Here is an 18,464-nt window from a genome sequence, read left to right on the forward strand (position 1 = left end):
CGCCCACAAAAACGATCAACACGGGTGCCGTCGGCCTGCCAGCCGCACGACACCGCGCAAGGAGTTCCATGTCCCAGCGTACGTTTCCCACCCCGCGAACCACACCCCCCGAACACGGGCACGTGGCTGGGCGGGACCCAGCCGATACCGATCACGGGCACTCGCGGAAGCCATTGGACGCGGAAGGCCGGTTGGCCAACTGCCTTCGCGGCGAGGGGCTGACGTGTGATCAGGGTCTCTGGGAACGGGACTCTTTGGTCACGAAGTACGTGGTAGCGTCCCTGGTCCACAACACCAAAAGGCGACCCCGGCAGCGCGGCAACGCTCCGGGGTCCGGCACAAGGAGCTGTAACTCCTGATGCGTGTCCATCGTAGCCGCCATGAGCGCGGCTTCACTGCCCTGCCCAACGCCATGCTCCAGGACCGGAGCCTGTCCTACACCGCCCGCGGTCTGCTCGCCGACCTGCTCTCGCGCCATGACGGTTGGCGCGAGGACGCCAAGCGGCTGGCCGACACCAGCCCCCAGGGCCGCACCGCCGTCTCCAAGGCGCTGCGGGAGCTGACGCGAGCCGGGTACTACCGGGTGGAGAAGGTCCGCCAGTCCGACGGCACCTTCCACAGCGTTGCCCACGTGTACGACACCCCGCAGCCGGCCGCTCCGGGGCACCACGGTCCGGGCTCCGGTGGTGCAGCGGCCGATGCGGCTGGTGCCAACCCCGTAAAGGACCGGGAGAAAGAACCCTCCCTCCCTGGCCTCGCATCGCCAGCGCCGACGCGCAGCGGCGACGCACCCGGCGGGGAGGGCGGGAGGGAAGCCTCCAGCGACTCCACCGCCAACGACGCCGTCGGCCAGGACACGGCCAGCCAGGACACCTCGGCTGCCAGCCTGCCGACGGAGGCCGACCCGTTCGTGCGGGAAGCCGTCGCCACGCTGTTCCGCGTGCTGCGGCCCGAACCACGACTGCGCGTCGGTGCGGTGGAGGCGCTGGAGCTCGCACCGCTGGTCGCCAACTGGCTGGAGCAGGGACACGGCGAGCAGGACCTCGCGCAAGCGGTACTGCCTGGCCTGCCTGCCCGAGTCCACTCCCCGGTCGCCTTGCTGCGCGACCGGCTGGTCCGCAAGCTACCGCCACCCGCGCAGCCTGCTGCCGTCCTACCCGCGCCTGTGCCGCGCTGGAGCGAGTGCCCGACCTGTGCCGACCCCGTGCCGCACCAGGGGATCTGCCGAGCCTGCGCGGGCCTGGCACCCCGCACGGTCGCCGTCGGCGGCGGCGAAGCCGCGACCGCACGCGGCATCGCTCTGGCCCGAGCCGCCATGCGCACGAGCGTCACGCGCCTGGCCATCAGCTCGGCCTGAGCGCACATCACCCCACAACGTCCCTCGGCACGCCCGCCGTGCCGCTGCCGAGCCCTGCCCGCCGGCAGTCCGCACCACCTGGAGCACCACCCTTGACCAGCGCCGCAATACCCCCTGCCCACACGCCGTCCATCCGGGCAACCGCCTGGGACCGCCTCGCCGTCGGCCTGCTCGGCATCCTCGGCTTCGTCCTGTCCTACGACGCCCTGCGACAGATGGCCGCCGCGACCCACGTCCGCGGTCCGCTCACCTACCTGTTCCCGCTGATCATCGACGGGTTCATCGCCTACGGCGTCCGCGCCCTGCTCGTCCTGCGTGACGCCCACTGGCCGGCCCGCGCGTACACCTGGACGCTCTTCGCCGGGGCGACCGCCACCAGCGTCTGGGCCAACGCCCTGCACGCCGTCCGACTCAACCAACTGCCCACCACCAGCGCCGGGCTGAGGCTCAGCAACACCGTCGTCGGCGTCCTGTCCACCCTCGCCCCGCTCGCCCTCGGCGGCGCCGTCCACCTGTACATCCTCATCTCCCGCCACGGGCACAACACCGCCTCCGCCCTGCTCGGTGTGCAGAACGACCTTCCGCTCAACGAGACTTCTGCCGGACCAGCTGCCGTGGGGCACGACCCGGTGCAGGTCGAAGACCGCAGTGACGAGAACGCCCTGCTGACCTTGCTGTCCGCTGCCGGACTTCTGCCCGCCGAGTGGAGCGATGCGCTCCCCGATCCCGAGTCGGCAGAAGTCGAGGACACGGTGGCCGACGAGCCGACCGAAGCCGCCGACACATCCGACGAGTCCGACATGGACGAGCCTGAGCCCGCCGCACACGGCAAGCCGATCGGCCGTCCGCCGGGTGCGCCGATGGAGCAGCTGATGGAGATCGGCCGAGCCGCGGTTGCCAGGCATGGCCGCCTCACCCGGGCGATCGTCGAGCAGGCGGTCCGCGAGGCCGGCCTCCCGCTCGGCAGTACCCGCCTCACCGAGGTGATGAACAGGCTCCGCGAAGAGCAGAACGGCGGACAGGACCACCAGCACCCCGAGTCTGACTGACCGCCGCAGTGTCCGGCTGACCGACCCGGTCGGTCAGCCGGACACCGACTTCTGCCGACTGCCCACCGCAGTCGGCAGAAGTCCACCGCTGGTCGAAACCACACCCGGCAGAACTCGACACCGCCTGCGGATCAATCGGCCCGCGAGCAGTCCACGTCTGCGGAGACCCCGCTCAAGTTGCCGCCCGTACTTGCAAAACCCGGCGTAACCAAACCGGCCGCCACCCGGAATCCGCCCACCTGCACCGCCAACATCACCACTGCCTGGAGCATCACCCCGTGAACACCGCTTGCCAGACCCTGAACGACCGGCCCGAAGAGCCCGTAAGCTCCCAGCACTGCAGCGGTGTTGACCACCCCCACGACAACGGCGGAGCAAGCGAGTGCGTGCGGGGCCCCTACGGGGACCCGCACGCGGATGTCCACGCCCAGGGGGGCGTGGCCGTGCCGGTGCTGCCGAGGGCGGCAGCACCGGAGCTTCACCGCGAGGGCGCGGCGAAGCAGGAGGAGATGCCCGCCGTCGAGCCGTTCACGCCCGCCCGAGCTGAGCGTGCTGTCCGTGCCAGCACGCGTCGTCCCAAGCGCCGCCGACGCGACAACGAGAACCCCAAGACGAAGAAGCTCGGCTTCCGCTGCACCGCGGAGCGTGAAACGCAGATCAAGCAGCTCGCGCAGGAGGCCGGCCTGAACCTGGCCGACTACCTGGAGCGACAGGCCCTGACTGCCGGCGGCGCCGACACGGTGACCCGTGACGAGCAGCTGGACGAGGCTGTGCAGGCGCTCGGCGCCACCCGGTTCCAGCTCGCCCGGGTCGGCGGCAACGTCAACCAGATCAGCTTCCACCTCAACGCTCTCCTCGGCATCGAGCACGGTCCCGCGCAGGCCACCCTGGACAAGGCCAAGCAGCTGGTGGTCGAGACCCGCCGGGCCGTTGCCCAGGTCGATGCCTCGGCGATGCGCGTGGCGAAGGCCGCCCGCCGGTGATCACTACCGCCCGCTCCGGCAAGAACACGCTCAAGGCGCTGGAGTACCTGTATGGTCCGGGCAGGCGAAACGAGCACACCGACCCGCACCTCGTAGCATCCTGGGACGGCTTCGCCCCCGACCCGGGCCGCGACCCCGAGGCCACCCTGGCCCAGCTGCGGGACATCCTCGACCTGCACGTCGTCCGCTACAACAGGCCAGTCAACAAGCACGTCTACCACCGCATGGTCCGAGCCGATCCCTCCGACCGGAACCTGAGCGACCAGGAGTGGGGCGACATCGCGCGCCGGATTGTGGCTGCCGCCGGCATCGCCCCCGACGGCGACCCGGACGGCTGCCGGTGGATCGCCGTGCACCACGGAGACAACCACATCCACATCCTCGCCACCGTCGTGCGTGCCGATCTGACCCAGGCCCGCCTGCGGGGCGACCAGTACCGGACGGAGACCGAGCTCACCGAGATCGAGAGGCAGTACGGGCTCAAGGACCTGTCCGACACCCGCACCCCGGAGTACCGGGCCGCGATTCCCAAGCGTGCCAAGAGCCCGGAGCTGCGCAAGGCCGAGCGCCTGGGCCAGGAGGAGACCGAGCGGGCCCAGCTGCGGGCCGGTGTGCGCCGGGCCCTGGCCGGCGCCGCCACCGAGGAGGAGTTCCTCGCCGGCCTCACCGTGCAGGGCATCCAGTTCGAGATCCGGCGCCTACCCTCCGGTGACGCGTCCGGCTACAAGTTCGCCCTGCCCACCGGTGATCCGGGTGGTCCGGTGTGGTTCTCCGGTAGCAAGCTCGCTGCCGACCTCACCCTGCCCAAGATCCACGAGCGCTTCGCTATCGGCGTCGACCTGCCCTCACCCAGCCGTCCGGATGACCAGGGGCGGCCAGCCACGGTCCGGTACCGGGCCAGCACCATCACCGACCGCGCCGCCGCCACCATCGACGACGACCCTCGGACCGGTCAGGTTGCCGCAGTGGTCAGCGGCGCCATCGAGGTGCTCGACACCCTCGCCCTCACCAGCCCCGTCCTGTCCAGGAAGGAGATCAACCAGGCTGCCCGAGCCCTCGAATACACGGCCGTCGCCCGTACTCGCGCCGCCCGAGGAGAGGTACGTGCGATGCGCTCCGCTGCCCGGGGACTCCTCTACGGCGGCCGCGCCGGTGGCAGCGGCGAGGAGGGAGCGGCAGCCGCCACGATCTTGTCCAGCCTGGTCCTGCTGGCGATCGTCATCGCCAAGTGGCACGCAGCCCAAGGCCACCAGTGCCAAGCCGAGGCCGCACATACGGCGGCAGCGCACCTGCGTACCGCCTACGGCAGGCACGCCGGACGCCCGCTCGCCCTGCTCGACACCCGAGGCCGCCAGCTCCCGGAGCCGGTCCGAGACCGGCAGGAGACAGCGGTCCGCCAGGCGCTGGGCTCCGACCAGGCCACTCAGGTGCTCGCCGATGACGGCTGGGCGGCACTCGCCGCCACCCTCGCCGAAGCAGAAGCAGGAGGCCACGACCCGCATGCCCTGCTCACCCAGGCCACTGGGCAACGCGAGTTGGCGAGCGCTGACTCGCCGGCAGCCGTGCTGACCTGGCGCATCCGCCGCAACACCCGCCTCCCGGCCCCCGCGCCGAAGGCCACAGCGGAGGACCGCCGCACCAGCGCCGCCCTATCCCGCAGCCGCACCACCGCACCGGCTGGCGCGGCTACCCAGCCACCCCGGCCGCCGGCCCCGGCCGGACCCGACCAGGCGCGCCGAACGCGTTGACCAGCGCCGGTGGTCGGGTACGGAACCCCGTTCCCGTACCCGCCCACCGGGTCTCACCAACCAGCGGCTCACCGCCATGCGTGGCTGCTCGGAGAACGTGCGGCGTCCGAGCAGCCACGGGATCTTCCTGCCGAGAAGCCCCGCTGGGGAGCCTCAACCTTGGTAGGTCAGTCGCGTTCGACCCTCGCCAATGACTGGGCATGACGTAGCTCAGCTCCGACGGAGGGCAGATTCTAGAGTGGCTTCGCTTTCTCAGTCTCGGGATCGGCTGAGCGAGTGTTTGGCTGCCGTTCTCTCGTCACTATGAGGCCATGGTGACGAGAGAACGCAGGAAGCTTCCCTCATGGGTGCGGGAGGTTGTCCTGGCCGCCAACGGCGGCTTCTGTACGTACTGTGGGAGCTCAGGAACCCGCGCTGAGGTCGTCGACCATGTCGACCCGGTGCGCGCTGCCGGACGGGACGACATCACGAACCTCGTCCCGGCGTGCCGTTCGTGCAACAGCAGCAAGGGCTCACGAGCGCCGCTGGAGTGGAAGGCCGCACAGGAGGAGTTGGTCCGCAACACTCCGGAGTGGAAGTGGGACTCGCTCGATGCACGGACTCCGTGCTTTCCCGAATACGTCCTTTCTCTGACGGAGGCAGGGCTGCTGGAGATCGTTTCGGACGTTCAAGCGGAGGTTCTGGAGGCCGCGAAGGCATTCCAAGCCAGGGCCGCTGAGACCTCGATGGCCCATGCCCGCAGTTTCATTGCCAGCCTGGGCAACGTGGTTGACTCGACCACGCGTGTGAGACTACTGGGCTTCATGAGGCGCCATCTGGACGCCCTTGATGGGACCGGCCAGAGTGCGGCGGCTGGGCAGATGGCTGGCAGGCAGCTGATTTGAACGGGCTGGGGCCACATCCGAGGTCTTCCCCGGCCCCTCATTGCGGTTTGACTACTTACCAGAGAAGCGAATCAGCACTATGTGGCGAGGCGCCAATCCAAGGCGGGTACTGGGGGCCGCACCGAGACGCTGATGTTCCCGGCCCACCGGTGGTTGTTAGCCCTGGTCCGCGGGAGCGAAGTAGTCCCGGAGCATGACGGTGGTCCACTCCGCCTGGCGATGCTCACCGCGCGGGCCCATCTCGCTGAACCAGGGCTTCACTTCGAGGACCGGGGTGCCGTCGACGGCGTCGAGGTCTTCGACGTGGAGGTCCAGGCCGTCGACCTTGAGCAGGCGGCAGCGGGAGACGCCGAGCCAGTTCAGGCGGCGCATGTTGCGGTGGCCGAAGATGCCGACCTCGGGCCAGTCGGGGTTGTCGCGGGGGCGGCGGGCGCCGAGGTTGAGGTCGGTGGGGTCGGTGAGGTGGAAGCGGAAGACGATCTCCAGGTGGGAGAAGTCTTCGAGGCCCTTGGTCGCGTCGGGGGTGAAGAGGGAGTCGTCGAGCCGGATGATGGCCCGGGTGCCGCCCCAGAAGTCGTCCGTGGGTTCGGTCCGGCCGCCCACGACGTGGCCGAGGGCCTCGACTTCGAACGTCTCGCGGTCTGCCATCAGTGACTCCTCATCAGGCGGTTTCGGACAGGTAGGCGGCGGCGCGGGCATCGATCTCGCTCGCAGTCGTGGTTCCGCGCCGGCGGTAGGGGGAGAGCAGGGAGCGCATGTCGGCGGCGGCCTGGCGGGTGCGGCCGGAGCGGATGCCGTCCATGGCGTCGAGGGCCTGCGACCAGGTGGCGCAGGCCTGTTCGATGTTGTTGAGCTGGGAGTGTACGGACCCGAGGTACCCGAGGGTCACGGCGTGGGTGCGGGTGAAGGCGGTCGCTTTGCGGGTGCGGACGCTGCGCTGGAACTCCCGCACCGAGCCGCCCAGGTCTCCTATGTCCCGCAGGGCACAGGCGGTTTCGTGGGCCAGGCTTGCCTCGCCGAAGAAGAACACCCGGTCCGGCTCCTCGATACCGCTGTCGGCGGCGGCGAGGTCGTCTTCGGCCCGCAGCAGCGCCTTGGAGGCGGCGTTCCGGCGTCCGGAGACGGCCAGGCTGCGGGCATGGACGACGCCGAGGAGGGCCCGTTCGCGCGGCGAGGCGAGGGCGTAGCGGTCGCCTTCGACGGATGCGGTGGCGAGGTTCAGAGCCTGCTGGTGGTGGCCGAGGTCGATCGCCTGGTGGGCCATGGCTCGCAGGACGTGGGCGGCCATCGGGGCGTCGCCCGCTTCGGCGGCGAGCTTGACCGCCTCGGTGAAGTAGCGCTGGGCGGTTGGGTGCCGGCCGCCGTCGAAGGCCATCCAGCCGGTGAGGTAGGCGAGTTCGCTGGCCGCCGAGAAGAGTTCGCGGCGGATCCGCTCGTCGGTGAACTTCCCTTGCAGGTAGGCGGTGACATCGGTGGTCAGGTACTGCACCACGGATGTCCAGGCGTGGCCACCGCCGCGCCGCTGGTCGACCTGGGAGAACAGGGTGGTCATCTCGCGGACCGCCGCGAGGTCCCCGCGGCCGACCCGCCGGGTCGCGGTGGCACCACGGGTGGTGCCGCGGTTGGCCATCCGAGGCCACCAGTCATCACTGGGCAGCGATAGGGCGGCCACCGAGTAGACCGCCGTGCCCAGCGCCTGCCTGCGTTCCACGTCCACGTCGGATCTCCCGAGTTCGGCCAGCGCACTCAGGGTATCGGCGTCCCAGTCGGGGGCGCGGGTGGCAGGGGCGGTCAGGCCGATCTCTTCGAGCGTGATGACCTGGTTTCCGAGGGCACGGCTCAGCGCCTCAGCCAAGTAGACGCCGACGTTCCCGGCCGGCTGGACGCCGTTCTTCCACTGTGTGATGCCCGACTTGTTGGTCTCCAGCACCTCACCGTGCTCAGCCGCCACCCTTCTGACCAGGCGTGCGATCGCGTCACCCGGGAGCTTGGTCTCGGTGATGACTGCCCGCAGCTTCTGGTTCGGTTCTCGCCCTGGTGCCAACGCCCACCTCCTGACGGGACGTTAAACCGGATAAACCACTTTGGGTGTCCAGCATCGTACTCCTGGTAGCGGTTCGGCAGTTCACTAACTGCATGCCGCTCCAGTGACTGGCCGCACCGGCCGAGTGGTGGGGGCAGTCCACGCCGTATGGATCTGCTCCCGTTCACCAGCCGCGCGGTGGTCCCCATGTCGAGGGTGCGTGCCGGGACGCTCCGGCCGCGCGGGTCTCGGAGCACCTAAGCCGAGGAGATGATGATGACCGCAGGGACGTTCACCCCGTCGGCCACGACCGACCGGGTGGCGCGGAGGATGCCGTGCCGGTTGGAGACCGTGAAGGCCGCCCGGAGACTGGTCGACGAGACGCTGCGGGGCTGGGGGCTGGGCGAACTCACCGACAGCACGAGGTTGTTGGTTAGCGAGTTGGTCACCAATGCGGTCCGGCACACCGGCTGCACGCGGATCGTCGTGCGGCTCGCGCGGGATGAGCGGACCGTTCGGGTGAGCGTGCAGGACTTCTCCTGTGAGCTCCCCCTCCTCATCCAGGCCGGCCTGAACGAGGAGCGCGGCCGGGGGATGGCGCTGGTCGACAGCATGTCCGATCGGTGGGGCGTGGACCTGAAGCCCTTCGGCAAGGTCGTGTGGGCGCAGGTCACGGCCCGCACGAGACCGGCACGAGCGATGTGACCACGTCCGGTGATCCCGGAGAGCTCCCGCCAACTGGCCGGCGACCGGCCGTGGCGGGGACAGACGGCTCCTGCTGGAGCCATTCCTCGTACTCGCTCAGGAGTGGGAGGAGGTGAACCACATGTCGCACCGCACCGGGGTGGCCGGCTGGCAGGCCCCGCAGCCTCCGCCGCCACCACCTCCCGCGCCCCCGCCGCCCCCGATCCCGGAGCCGCCGTTCCCGGGCCGGTAGGTCGTCAACACCTTGGTGCGGGTCCGCCGAGCGCAATTCGGCGGACCCGCACCAAGCATCCGTACCCCGTCAGGAGAGAGGTCGATCATGTTCCTACCCGTGACCGCTGGTCACGACGATCGAATCGTCGTCCTCGGCGCCGGCCCCTGCGGGCTCGCGTGCGCCGATGCCCTGCGGCAGCTCGGGCACCGCAACTGGGTGGTGCTGGAGGCCCGCGATACCGTCGGCGGCCTTGCCTCCTCCGTAGTAGATGAGGAGGGCTTCACCTGGGACCTCGGAGGGCACGTCGTCTTCTCGCACTTCGGGGAGTTCGACCGGCTGCTGGCAGAACTCTTCAGCAGCGACGAGCTGTTGGTCCACGACCGCTCGTCGTACGTCCGGTTCGGCAACCGCTGGGTGCCTTACCCCTTTCAGCAGCACCTCGGCGCTCTCCCGTCGTTGGACGCGCTCGCCTGCCTGGCCGGGCTCGCTGCCGTGCGGCTGCGTGGCAGGGCTGACCACCAGCGGGCCGCGGACGACTTCGAGAGCTGGCTGCAAGCCGCCTACGGGACGCCGATGGTGGAGCGGTTTTTCGGCCCGTACAACACGAAGGTCTGGTCCGTGGCGCCCAGGGAGATGAGCGCGGGCTGGGTCGCGGAACGAGTTGCGCCGGCCAGCCTCGGTGGAGCCCTTGCCACCGTCCTGGGGCTGCGTCGCCCGCACAGCACGTGGGGCCCGAACGCCACCTTTGCCTTCCCCACCCACGGAGGCACCGGAGAGGTGTGGCGGCGACTGGCCGCCCGGCTCGGCGACCGGGTCCATACACGCGCCCGAGCCGTGGCGATCGATGCGGAGGAGCGCCGCGTCGTCCTGGCCGGCCGGGAGGTCGTCGACTACGACCACCTGGTCACCACGATGCCGCTCGACCAGCTCGTCGCCTGCACCGCCAGCGCGCCGGACCAGGTCCGCAGGGCGGCAGCCCGACTGCGGCACAACACAGTGGCGATGGTGGGCCTCGGGTACCGCGCTCCCACGATGGACCGGCGCTCGTGGCTCTACTTCCCGCACGCCGACGTGCCGTTCTACCGGGCCACCAACTTCAGCAAGTACGCCCCGGCCAACGTGCCCGGCGGCGACACCTCGGCCTACTGCTCGTGGATGACGGAGACCTCGTTCCCAGCCGACCAGTCCTTCGAGCCGGAGGCATTGACACGGTCCTGCGACGAGGCGTTGCGCCGCCACGGCCTGGTGCCCGAGCAAGCACCGCTGGCCAGCGCGCACGTGGAAGTCATCCCGTACGCCTACCCGGTGCCGACACTGGCTCGCGACCAGGCGCTCGCCGAGATCACGCCTTGGCTTGAGGCGCACGGCATCCACTCCCGCGGCCGGTTCGGCACCTGGCGCTACGAAATCGGCAACATGGACCACGCCGTGAAGATGGGCATCGACATCGCCCACCGCCTGGTTACGGGGGCTGCCGAGGAGCTGGTTCCCACGCCGCACAGGGACGCCGCGATGGTCGGCAGTCGGTCATGACAGGACTTCAGGAAGTCCGCTTCGGCGGGCACCGCTTCGCCTTGGACGTCGACCGCTCCTTCGCGGCCGACCAGCTCGCTCACCTGGCGGACTTCTCCGCCACCCTCGGTCGTGTCGGGGAGTGCGAACACCCGCGCATGTCGATTACGGTCCGCCACGATACCGGGCTGTTCAACGACCGTCTGGAGCGCCTGGCCGCGCTGCCGTATCGAACGGTCATTCCGTTCCGTGGAGAGCCGTACCACCTCGCCCAGATCGGCGACGTCACGTGGTGGCGCCAGCCCCACGGCGCGGGCCGGTGTGAGGACCACCTCTACGCCAGGGACCAGGGTGGACGCATTCATATCCTGCTCCGCCCCGGTGCCGAGCGCGGTGAGCGCTATCTGATGCGCGTTATCCGCGAGGCCGCCTTGCGGTGCGCGCAGGAGCGCGGCTGGGCGGTCTTCCACGCGGCGGCCGCTGCAGTTGGCGGCCGCGGTGTGTTGCTCGCGGGTACTTCAGGCGCGGGCAAGACGACCGTGCTGAGCGCCCTTGCCGCGTACGCCGGCGCGGATCTGATTGCCGCCGACCGCGCGGCCGTCGACGAGGAGGCGACCCACGTGCTCGGCGTTCCGCTGTCGGTGCGGATCGGCTCCGGCACCATCGGCGCGCTGCCGCCGGCGATCACAGCAGACCGCCGACTCGCCGTCCCTGATCACCTCGGCCCCGCCGGGAAGGCGGCGCTCACTCCAGCCGAGTTCGCCGGGGCCTTCGGCGTCGCGGTACGGGAGAGCGCCCCGCTCGCACTGGTCGTCATGCCCCAGCTCACCGCCGACCAGCAGCCGCCCACAGCGCGTCCCTTCGACCGGTGCACCGCCCGGCGCCAACTGGCCACCGCCTGCTGCACGCCGTACGACGAAGACTGGCTGGAGCCTTGGCTCACGCCGCAGTCCACCAGCATCGACGCTCTGCAGCAGCAGGCGGACCAGCTGCTTGACTCGCTCGCTGACAGCGTCCCTGTCCTGCACGTGACTGCCGGAGTGCAATGCCCTGACCTGCTCCACCGCCTGGCGGACTGCGTCCTTGGGAGGCTGGGATGAGACCGCAGAGGATCGCACTCGTTGGACCGGTTGCATCCGGCAAGTCCACCCTGGCCGCTGCCATCGCCCACCACACCGGCCTGCCTCACATCGACCTCGACCTACTGTTCTGGGGGCCGCGCTGGACCCCCGTGCCGACCGACGTCTTCCACGACCGAGTTCACCAGGCGATCGCCCAGGACCGGTGGATCACGGACGGCAACTACGGCGGCGATGTCGGCGGAACGATCACCAACTGCGCCGAGCTCACCATCTGGCTCGACCTGCCGCTGCGCACCTGCCTGCCCCGTCTGCTCAACCGCTCGCTGCGACGCGCCTGGCACGGCCACGAACTCTTCGCCGGCAACCGCGAGACCTGGAGCCACCTCATCGCCCGCGACTCGATCCTCTGGTGGGGACCGGTCCACCACCACCGGCACCGTCGCCGCTGGAGGGACGACCTCGCCGCCTCCGGGCGCCCGGTCCTGCACCTGCGCGAGGCCGCGACCCTGGCCCCGGCCCTGCACCACCTCGACCTGCTGCCCGAACGCTGGGAGGCCCGATGCCCCGCGAAGTGATCGCCTCCGTCGTCCGCGTCCCGTGGCACAGCACCCACGGCGGCTACGACCGCCTCCTCGACTACCTCCCTGAGACCCGCCGCATCGGCCCGCCCAGTACCCCGCTCGCCCGGAGCCTGGCCAGCGTCGGACACCTGGTCGGCCGCCGCTTGTGCCCGCTGCCGTTCTATCCGGCCAGGCACTTCGCCACCGACATCCGCATCCTGGCGGACCCCAGGCCCGCCCATGTCCTCTACGGCGACGAGCAGTTCTGGTTCTCCCAACACCGCACCGCCCCAACCGCGGTCACCTACCACCAGCCCGCCCGGCACCTGGCCCGCCTCTTGCCGTCGGCCACGTGGCGCAGCCTCCTCCCGCGAGCGGCCCACGTCATCACCCTGGACCCCACGCAACAGGCGTTCTTCGCCGACCACCTCCCGGAGCAGCGCGTCCACCTCGTGCCCCACGGCATCGACACTGCAGCCTTCAGACCCGGCCAACCACTCCAACCCGGCAATCGGCCAATGGTGTTGACCGTCGGCTGGTGGCTCCGCGATTGGGACGTCTTGGATGCCGTGCACTGGCGCCTGCACCGGCGCTATGGCGACGAAGTCGACCTCGTTGTCGTCACCCGTGAGGCCGCCGCCCACCGCTGGCACCCGGCTGTCCGCGTGCTGGAGAACGTCGCTGAGCCAGTACTCGTCGACCTCTACCAGCGCGCCGCCGCCGTGCTCCTGCCGCTCATCGACGCCACCGCCAACAATGCCCTGCTCGAAGCGATGGCTTGCGGCGCCCCGGTCGTCGCCACCGACGTCGGCGGCATCAGCTCCTACACCGGCTCCGCAGCGCTCCTCACGGAACCGGGCGACCCCGTTGCGGCCACCGAAGCCGTCGAGAGCCTGCTCGCCGAGACCGGCACCGCCGCCGACCGAGCCCGTCGGGCAGCTGCACGAGCCCGTGCCGAGCAGTTCGCATGGCCCGCCGTTGCGGAGCAAGTCCGAGACGTCTACCGAAAGTTGGTGGCTGACCAGTGACACTCTGGTTCGACTTCGCCGTCCCCGTGTTGGTCACCGTCATCCTCGCCCGAGCGATCTGGGCCTACCTCGCCACTGAGAGCAGCGCTCGCTGGCTCCTGACCGTCGCCCGCCGCCACGACCACGCCGCCGCGCCCGCCCCCTGGCTGGTCGTCCTGCTCCCTATGCTCCGGGAACAGGCCGTCGCGCCCGAGACCATCGCGGCCTTCACCTCGCTCGACTACCCACCGGGCCGTGCCGCGGTCGTTGTCATCACCACCGAACGCGAAACCATCGCCCGCGATCAACGCCTGGCCGAAGCCACAGAGTTGGCCAGGCAGCGGCCACTCACTACCGCGGACCTGCGCGGCCTACTCCCAGCCGCCCGCTGCGAACCGGCCGCCCAGGAGCTCACCGCCGCACTCGCCACCGATCGCGGTACCGCGCTCACCGCCCTGGTGAACTCCGAACCCACCACCGCCCAGATCGTCGAAGCCACCCGCCCAACCGCCGGGCCGCTCCCGCTCATCCACCTGCACCAACCGAACCAAGGTGGCCGCAAGGCTGGCCAGCTCAACTACGCCGTGAGCCAACTCGATTCGATCCTCCACGAGTACGGATGGAACCCCGTCGAGGACGCTGCCCAGACCTATCTGGCCGTCTACGACGCCGACGCCATCCCCGACGCCCGCACCCTGCACGCCTTCGCCGAAGCCGCCCACCAGCACCGCGCCCGCACCGGCCGCGCCCCTGAGGCGATCCAGCAACAACGCCTCCCACTCCTCGGCCGCCGACCCTTCCCCGCCGGCGCCACCGGGGCCCTCCTCACCGGCGAGTGGATCTACCAGCTGCGCCGCTCGCTCGGCATCGAGCTGGCCCGCATCTGGCTGCACCACTACCTGACCACCGCGCCCCTTCCCGCCTTCGTGCGGACCGCACTGCGCCCGATGATCTACGGCGTCGGCTGCGGCCTGGCCGTGCAACTGCCCGCCCTCGAAGCCATCGGAGGCTTCCCCGAACCTATGGAAGACCTCGGCGCTGGCCATCGCCTCTCCCTGCTCGGTGCCGCATTCGCTCCGAGCACGGTGGCAGTCCTGGACGAGCCCTACGTGGAGCCTGCCGGGCTGACCAACCTCCATGCCCTGGCCTTCACCGCATCCAGCCGCCCCGACTTGCACGCACGCGCCATTGCCCACAAGGCCTCGACGCTCTCCCGCACTGCCAAGGCCGTTCTGGTCCTACGTGAATGGGCAGACGAGGCCGCCTGGCTGCTGGGCGCCCCGCTCGCCGCTGCCGCCACCGCCAGCGCCTGGTGGGCAGGACCCATCTGGACCGTGATCGCCGCCGCCGGACTCGTACTCCATGGCCCGCTCCTCACCGCCCGGCTCCTCCGCCTCGCGCCCGCCTTGCACGACGCCGTCACCCCGCCTGCCTCGGCCACCCGGCCGCCGACGCCAGGACCGGTGCGCCCAGCCCTACTCATCGCAGCCAGCCCGCTGCAGCCATTCGTACGACTTGTTGGCCCCTGGCGACTCATCCTTCGCAAACTCGCCGGTCGGCCTGCCAAGTTCGGCAAGACTGAGCGCTGATAGATCATCAGGTCACAGGAGAGCACGATGTCCGAGCCCGTCACCGTCACCATCCGCACCGCTGCCAAGGCCGTGGTCCTCCACGCCGGCCAGGTCCTCCTCCAGGCCGCCAACTGGGAGGGCCAGGACTGCTACTTCCTCCCCGGCGGCGGTCAGAACCCCGGCGAGGCCCTCGCCGACACCGCCCGCCGCGAAGTCGAGGAGGAGACCGGCCTCACCATCCAGGTCGAGAAGCTGCTGTGGCTGCGCGAGTACATCGGCGCCAACCACGACCACGCCGACACGGAGGCCGGCACCCACCGCATCGAAGCGATCTTCAAGTGCACCCCGACCAGTGACCCCGGCCGCCTCGGCGGCCACCAGGCCGACGACCTGCAGACCGGCCTCGAATGGGTCCCGCTCGACAAGGTCACCACCGTCAACCTGCTGCCCCACGCCCTCCGCGCTCCCATCGCCGGCCTTGCGATCGGAGACCCGGACACCCCCTACCTCGGCGACGTCGCCTGAGCTCACATGTACCTTGATGGCCGCGTCCCGTCCGGCGCCCGCGAAATCACCACCGGCCAGGCCAACCGCGTCTGGTACGTCGACCAGCCTGCCCCCTACGTCCTCAAGCACTACGGCGACCCTGCCCGAGCCGCCAATGAGGCCGCCGCCCTCCGCCTGCTCGCCGCCCACCACATCCCCGCCCCACGCCTACTCGCCACCGCCCCCGACGACCACCCGGGGTGGACCGCCCAGACCGCGGTCCACCCCGACCCCATACCGGCCGAGCACTTGCTCGACGAACTCGCCGAACCCCTCGTCGCCATCCACCAGATTTCCGGCACCCACTTCGGCCGCCTCGCCGGCGCCCGCCGCTACCCGACCTGGCCCAGCTACCTCCACGACCGCCTCGCCCACTACACCTCCGCAGCACCCCATCTGGCCCCCGAGGCTGCCAAACTCCACGACCAACTCGACGCCCTCGCACCCAACCCAGAACCCCGGCTCCTCCACCACGACCTGCAACTCGGCCACCTGGTCCGCCAACCCGACGGCACCCGCCTCCTCCTCGACTGGGAACTCGCCGCCTTCGGAGACCCCCTCTCCGACCTGGCCCGCCTCGCGGTCCGCCTGCGCCACATCGACACGGCGACGGTCGCGGGCCAGGCGGCCAGCCAAGGCCCGGGCGCGGAGGACCGGCTCGATCTCTACTGGCGGATCCACCGCCTTGCCGACCGAGCCTTGGCGCTTGGTAGCAGGCCCCAGTTCCGGGGGCGTTCGTGACCGCAGCTGCTCCCCTGCGGGCCAATCAGAGCCGCTGGAGCCGCTCCACCGCGTCAGCGAGCACTTCATCGCGCTTGCAGAATGTGAACCGGACCAGCGAGCGGCCGGCTTCGGCGTTGTCGTAGAAGACCACGTTTGGAATGGCGACGACGCCGCAGCGCTCGGGCAGGGTGCGGCAGAACTCCAATCCATCCTTCTCACCGAGTGGGGTGATGTCGGTGGTGATGAAGTACGTGCCCTCGGGGACGACGACCTGGAAGCCGGCGGCTGCAAGGCCGTTGGCCAGCAGATCGCGCTTGCGGAGTAGATCGGCGCGGAAGCCGGTGAAGTAGCTGTCGGGCAGGCGAAGCGCCTCGGCGACGGCGTACTGGAAGGGGCCGGCGCTGACGTACGTGAGGTACTGCTTGGCCGTTCGTACTGCTGCGACCAGCGGAGCGCTCGCTGTTACCCATCCAACCTTCCAACCCGTGAAGGAGAAGGTCTTCCCGGCTGAGGAGATCGAGACTGTGCGCTCACGCATGCCGGGGAGGGCGGCGATGGGGTGGTGGCCAGTAGCGAAGACGAGGTGCTCGTAAACCTCGTCCGTGATTACCAGCAGATCGTGCTCGACGGCGATCTCCGCGATGGTGGCGAGTTCCTCGGGGGTGAGAACGGTGCCGGTGGGGTTGTGCGGGGTGTTGATCAGCAGCAGTCGGGTGCGCGGGGTGATGAGGGAGCGTAGCTCGTCGAGGTCGGGGCGGAACTCGGGCTGCCGCAGGGTCAGCGGTACCCGCACGGCGCCGGCCATGGCGATGCAGGCGGCGTAGGAGTCGTAGAACGGCTCGAAGGCGATGACCTCGTCGCCGGGCTCCAGCAGGGCGAGGAGCGAGGCTGCGATGGCTTCGGTGGCGCCGGCGGTGACCAGGACCTCGGTGTCGGGGTCGTAGGACAGCCCGTAGAACCGCTGCTGGTGCTCGGTGATCGCGGTCCGTAGCTCGGGGATCCCGGGCCCGGGCGGGTACTGGTTGCCACGGCCGGAGAGCACCGCATCAGCGGCGGCTTGGGCGATCTCGTGCGGTCCGTCGGTGTCTGGGAAACCCTGCCCGAGGTTGATGGAGCCGGTGGCCGTGGCCAGCGCGGACATCTCGGCGAAGATCGTCGTTCCCATGCCCGCCAGCCGGCGGTTCAACAGCGGCCTTGCACCCATTGCAGCTCCTCACGACTTGTCGTCAGGCCAATCCTCTGACGGTTGAAGAGCGATGGACAAGCTTTGGTGCCTCTTGTTCGAGCAGCGAGCTCACAAACGCCGCAGTCGGCTTGATGCTCATATGACCTATAGGATCGCGGCCGCGGTCGCTCAACGGCCGCTGGGGCGGGAGAGCTTGGGGGGAACACGTGGACCAGTGCACGGCGATGACCAAGGCGGGCAACCGCTGTCGTCTCCAGCAGATGTCCTGGTACGGCGTCGGCCCGCACCCAGGAGTGTGCACCCGGCACGCCACCCCCGAGCAGACCGCCGCGTCCACCGCACTGCTCGACCGGCCCCTCGACATCGCTACCGCCGATCCCGCGGCCCCGTTCCCCGAGGTGTCCATCACGCCCGAGCGTGTCACTTGCGACGCCATGGGCGGTTGGGTGGCCAAGATCCGCGGTACGAACGAGCGGTACGTGTACGCGCGCACGTTCCTCAACCGAAGCAGTCCGCCGCACGGTTGGCAGCTCAGCGGCAAGGGCCTGTACGAGTGCCGCGAGATCGGCCCGCGCAGCAAGTTCTCGTGCTTCTTCGTGGTCAAGGGGGTGTTCCGTCGTCGGGTGGAGTTGGTGGCGCCGGAAACAGCTGCGCGTATGGCCCGCAGGATGGGCCGACAGAGCGCCGAGTCTTAACGCTCTATCAGCAGCGGCGGGCTTGGTCGGCGCTGGCAGGACTGGTTCATGGCGGTGCAGCCGCTGGGGTGACGGGATCCTGCCCGTCATCCCAGCCCGGAGACCCTTGGGGGCTGGTCGGTGACCAGTTACAACGAGATCAGCGGCGGTCACACGGGCGCCGTCGTTCAGGCCGGAGTCATCCACGGTGGCGTCCAGATCAGCAGCGGGCCTGCTGTGCAGACAGCCTCATTGGTCACGGCTTGGACTGGGCCGAATATCATGAACTGCCCGATGAAGCGGTCCAGCGAGCCTGGTGGCCATCACTTCCACGCTGTGGTCGCGTACAACGCCGGGATCGAGCCGGTCCATGGTGCCAGCGTGTGTGTTCCCGCGCCTGACGCAAACCTTCTCCCCGGGGAGCAGCCGCTGATGCTGGTCCCGGTCGGACTAATTCCGCCTGGCGCGCGACTCGAGGTGGAGATCGGAGACCAAGGCCAGTTCGAGCCGCAGTTTGCTGTGCCGTTGGAGATCCACTTCACGGATGCACACGGCGTCTCCTGGTCTCGCGACGATCAGAGCCGACTCCGCTCCTACCCGGATCAGTAAGGATGCCGTCGCCATTGACAGGGCGGTGGCC

The 18,464-nt window shown here is 69.9% G+C and carries 18 protein-coding genes; 15 read left to right on the forward strand and 3 right to left on the reverse strand.

Features of this window, described 5'->3' with window-relative positions; genetic code table 11:
- The first annotated feature begins 358 nt into the window (after positions 1 to 358).
- The 5 genes from E6W39_RS21830 (at position 359) to E6W39_RS21850 (ending at position 6,021) form a co-directional block, all read left to right on the forward strand.
- A complete protein-coding gene (locus E6W39_RS21830; RefSeq protein ID WP_141634953.1) occupies positions 359 to 1,357 on the forward strand; it encodes a helix-turn-helix domain-containing protein in 999 nt (332 codons plus the stop codon).
- A 92-nt stretch (positions 1,358 to 1,449) separates the two neighbouring features.
- Positions 1,450 to 2,406: a DUF2637 domain-containing protein gene (locus E6W39_RS21835; RefSeq protein WP_181799383.1), complete on the forward strand. Its 957-nt coding sequence runs from the start codon at positions 1,450 to 1,452 to the stop codon at positions 2,404 to 2,406.
- A gap of 386 nt (positions 2,407 to 2,792) precedes the next feature.
- Positions 2,793 to 3,389, forward strand: coding sequence for a plasmid mobilization protein (locus tag E6W39_RS21840; protein WP_141634954.1), 597 nt, complete (start codon positions 2,793 to 2,795; stop codon positions 3,387 to 3,389).
- On the forward strand, positions 3,386 to 5,137 hold the full coding sequence (locus E6W39_RS21845; protein WP_141634955.1) for a relaxase/mobilization nuclease domain-containing protein: 1,752 nt from the start codon (positions 3,386 to 3,388) through the stop codon (positions 5,135 to 5,137). Before E6W39_RS21840 ends, E6W39_RS21845 begins: the two co-directional genes overlap by 4 nt.
- Before the next feature lie 311 nt (positions 5,138 to 5,448).
- A complete protein-coding gene (locus tag E6W39_RS21850) occupies positions 5,449 to 6,021 on the forward strand; it encodes an HNH endonuclease (protein ID WP_141634956.1) in 573 nt (190 codons plus the stop codon).
- 156 nt (positions 6,022 to 6,177) lie between these two features.
- On the opposite strand, the gene E6W39_RS21855 is transcribed toward E6W39_RS21850, so the two are convergent.
- Both E6W39_RS21855 and E6W39_RS21860 read right to left on the reverse strand, forming a co-directional pair.
- Positions 6,178 to 6,669 carry a TrmO family methyltransferase domain-containing protein gene (locus tag E6W39_RS21855; RefSeq protein WP_141634957.1) on the reverse strand — a complete coding sequence of 164 codons (492 nt, stop codon included), beginning with the start codon at positions 6,667 to 6,669 and terminating at the stop codon, positions 6,178 to 6,180.
- Positions 6,670 to 6,682: 13 nt separating this feature from the next.
- On the reverse strand, positions 6,683 to 8,065 hold the full coding sequence (locus E6W39_RS21860; RefSeq protein WP_228718278.1) for a Tat pathway signal protein: 1,383 nt from the start codon (positions 8,063 to 8,065) through the stop codon (positions 6,683 to 6,685).
- A gap of 321 nt (positions 8,066 to 8,386) precedes the next feature.
- Between E6W39_RS21860 and E6W39_RS21865 the strand changes: the two genes are divergently transcribed.
- The 8 genes from E6W39_RS21865 to E6W39_RS21905 all read left to right on the forward strand — a co-directional run bounded on the left by E6W39_RS21865 (position 8,387) and on the right by E6W39_RS21905 (position 15,982).
- Complete coding sequence (locus tag E6W39_RS21865) at positions 8,387 to 8,749, forward strand: ATP-binding protein (protein ID WP_181799384.1); 363 nt, start codon at positions 8,387 to 8,389, stop codon at positions 8,747 to 8,749.
- Positions 8,750 to 9,080: 331 nt separating this feature from the next.
- Positions 9,081 to 10,496: a protoporphyrinogen/coproporphyrinogen oxidase gene (locus E6W39_RS21875; RefSeq protein WP_228718279.1), complete on the forward strand. Its 1,416-nt coding sequence runs from the start codon at positions 9,081 to 9,083 to the stop codon at positions 10,494 to 10,496.
- Between the two features lie 41 nt (positions 10,497 to 10,537).
- Positions 10,538 to 11,575 (forward strand): P-loop NTPase family protein, encoded by a 1,038-nt coding sequence (locus tag E6W39_RS21880; protein WP_141634960.1) that lies wholly within the window; start codon positions 10,538 to 10,540, stop codon positions 11,573 to 11,575.
- Positions 11,572 to 12,132, forward strand: coding sequence for a P-loop NTPase family protein (locus E6W39_RS21885; RefSeq protein WP_228718280.1), 561 nt, complete (start codon positions 11,572 to 11,574; stop codon positions 12,130 to 12,132). The genes E6W39_RS21880 and E6W39_RS21885 overlap by 4 nt, the downstream gene beginning before the upstream one ends.
- Entirely contained in the window at positions 12,117 to 13,145 is a 1,029-nt protein-coding gene (locus tag E6W39_RS21890) for a glycosyltransferase family 4 protein (RefSeq protein WP_141634961.1), read from the forward strand. Before E6W39_RS21885 ends, E6W39_RS21890 begins: the two co-directional genes overlap by 16 nt.
- Positions 13,142 to 14,713, forward strand: coding sequence for a glycosyltransferase family 2 protein (locus E6W39_RS21895; protein WP_141634962.1), 1,572 nt, complete (start codon positions 13,142 to 13,144; stop codon positions 14,711 to 14,713). The genes E6W39_RS21890 and E6W39_RS21895 overlap by 4 nt, the downstream gene beginning before the upstream one ends.
- Positions 14,714 to 14,740: 27 nt before the next feature.
- Positions 14,741 to 15,220, forward strand: coding sequence for an NUDIX domain-containing protein (locus E6W39_RS21900; protein ID WP_141634963.1), 480 nt, complete (start codon positions 14,741 to 14,743; stop codon positions 15,218 to 15,220).
- A 6-nt stretch (positions 15,221 to 15,226) separates the two neighbouring features.
- Positions 15,227 to 15,982, forward strand: coding sequence for a phosphotransferase family protein (locus E6W39_RS21905; protein ID WP_141634964.1), 756 nt, complete (start codon positions 15,227 to 15,229; stop codon positions 15,980 to 15,982).
- Between the two features lie 25 nt (positions 15,983 to 16,007).
- Here the strand turns inward: E6W39_RS21905 and E6W39_RS21910 are convergent, their stop codons facing one another.
- Positions 16,008 to 17,168 (reverse strand): pyridoxal phosphate-dependent aminotransferase, encoded by a 1,161-nt coding sequence (locus E6W39_RS21910; RefSeq protein WP_141634965.1) that lies wholly within the window; start codon positions 17,166 to 17,168, stop codon positions 16,008 to 16,010.
- A gap of 188 nt (positions 17,169 to 17,356) precedes the next feature.
- On the opposite strand from E6W39_RS21910, the gene E6W39_RS21915 reads away from it, so the two are divergent.
- Positions 17,357 to 17,845 carry a hypothetical protein gene (locus tag E6W39_RS21915; protein WP_141634966.1) on the forward strand — a complete coding sequence of 163 codons (489 nt, stop codon included), beginning with the start codon at positions 17,357 to 17,359 and terminating at the stop codon, positions 17,843 to 17,845.
- 120 nt (positions 17,846 to 17,965) lie between these two features.
- Entirely contained in the window at positions 17,966 to 18,433 is a 468-nt protein-coding gene (locus E6W39_RS21920; RefSeq protein ID WP_141634967.1) for a hypothetical protein, read from the forward strand.
- The last annotated feature ends 31 nt before the right edge of the window (positions 18,434 to 18,464 follow it).

This window comes from Kitasatospora acidiphila, from assembly GCF_006636205.1.
Taxonomy (GTDB): domain Bacteria; phylum Actinomycetota; class Actinomycetes; order Streptomycetales; family Streptomycetaceae; genus Kitasatospora; species Kitasatospora acidiphila.